At 38.8% G+C, this 2,021-nt stretch carries 1 protein-coding gene and 1 rRNA gene; both read left to right on the forward strand.

What is annotated here, in order from left to right; translation table 11 throughout:
• Positions 1 to 1,334, forward strand: a 1,334-nt coding sequence (gatB, locus tag WQ54_RS17740; RefSeq protein WP_046585954.1) for an Asp-tRNA(Asn)/Glu-tRNA(Gln) amidotransferase subunit GatB, incomplete at its 5' end; no start/stop codon positions are given.
• Between the two features lie 368 nt (positions 1,335 to 1,702).
• Positions 1,703 to 2,021: ribosomal RNA gene (locus WQ54_RS17745) — 16S ribosomal RNA — on the forward strand; the annotation flags it as partial.

Below are 2,021 nucleotides of genomic sequence, written 5' to 3' on the forward strand. Positions count from 1 at the left end.
CTAATACAAATACGACAGTTGTCGAACTAGGTTATCCTGGAGTATTGCCAGTTCTAAATAAGAAGGTTGTTGATTTTGCAATGAAAGCATGCATGGCGCTTAATTGTGAAGTTGCAACAGAAACGAAATTCGATCGCAAGAACTATTTTTATCCGGATAATCCGAAGGCATACCAAATTTCACAATTTGATAAGCCGATAGGTGAGAACGGCTGGATTGATATTGAAGTAAACGGTGAAACGAAACGCATCGGGATTACTCGAATTCATATGGAAGAGGATGCAGGAAAGCTCATCCACTCAAATGACGGCTATTCCTTGGTTGACCTTAATCGTCAAGGTACCCCGCTTATTGAAATTGTATCAGAGCCAGATATCCGGACACCAGAAGAAGCATATGCTTATTTAGAAAAACTAAAAGCAATCATCCAATATACGGGTGTTTCCGATTGTAAAATGGAAGAGGGCTCATTACGATGTGATGCTAACATTTCTTTACGTCCTGAAGGTCAAAAGGAATTTGGTACGAAGACTGAGCTTAAAAACTTAAACTCATTCGCTTTTGTAAAAAACGGATTGGAATTTGAGGAAAAGCGTCAAGAAAAGGTCCTTCGAGCTGGAGGGGAAATTCAACAAGAGACACGTCGTTATGATGAAGCAACGAAAAAGACGATCTTAATGCGTGTAAAAGAAGGTTCAGAAGATTATCGTTATTTCCCTGAGCCTGATCTTGTTGAACTTTATATTGATGATGAATGGAAAGAAAGAATACGTGGTTCAATTCCGGAGCTACCAGACGCTCGTCGTAAACGTTATGTAGATGAACTTGGATTACCTGAGTATGATGCACAAGTATTAACAATGACAAAGGAAATGTCTGATTTCTTCGAACAAACACTTGCTGTTGGAGCGGATGCAAAACAGGCATCAAATTGGATCATGGGTGAAGTATCGGCTTATTTAAATGCTGAAGGAAAAGAATTAGCAGATGTCGCTCTTACAGCAGAAGGATTAGCAGGTATGATAAAGCTTATCGAAAATGGAACCATTTCTTCTAAAATAGCGAAGCAAGTGTTTAAAGAGCTTATTGAGAATGGCGGAGATGCGGAAAAAATTGTTAAAGAAAAAGGTCTAATCCAAATTTCTGACGATGAAACGTTACGTAAGTTTGTTAATGAAGCGTTAGATGCAAATCCAAAATCAATTGAAGACTTTAAAAATGGTAAGCAAAAGGCGATTGGTTTCTTAGTAGGCCAAATTATGAAAGCTACAAAGGGACAAGCAAACCCGCCGATGGTAAATAAATTGTTAATGGAAGAAATACAAAAGAGATAAAAAGGCCAGAAGAATAAAGACAAAGTAGAAAGGATAACCTGCTTTGTCTTTATTTAAAAAAGTAATTGACAGCATTTAAATGAAAGTGGTACATTATTATTCCGCTCAGAAATTTTATAAAATAATTGTTGTTGACTTCTACGAAGTTTAATGATAATATATTATTTGTTGTTAATGAGCGCGCGAAAATATAATGATGTTTTTAATTAAAAAAATTTTCGTGGAAGTTGACAAAGAAGAAGTTGTTTGCTATAATGGTTTTTGTCGCTGATTTGCAGCGGAATAGTTCTTTGAAAACTAAACAAAACAGAAACGTCAACGTTAATTCTAAGTCTATTTATAGACATTTTATGAGCTATATCAACTCTTTATTGGAGAGTTTGATCCTGGCTCAGGACGAACGCTGGCGGCGTGCCTAATACATGCAAGTCGAGCGAATCTGAGGGAGCTTGCTCCCGAAGATTAGCGGCGGACGGGTGAGTAACACGTGGGTAACCTGCCTGTAAGATTGGGATAACTCCGGGAAACCGAAGCTAATACCGGATAATATTTCGAACCGCATGGTTCGAAATTGAAAGGTGGCTTTTGCTACCACTTACAGATGGACCCGCGGCGCATTAGCTAGTTGGTGAGGTAACGGCTCACCAAGGCGACGATGCGTAGCCGACCTGAGAGGGTGATCGGCCA

The sequence above is a fragment of the Bacillus sp. SA1-12 genome (assembly GCF_000981385.1).
Taxonomy (GTDB): Bacteria; Bacillota; Bacilli; order Bacillales; family Bacillaceae; genus Metabacillus.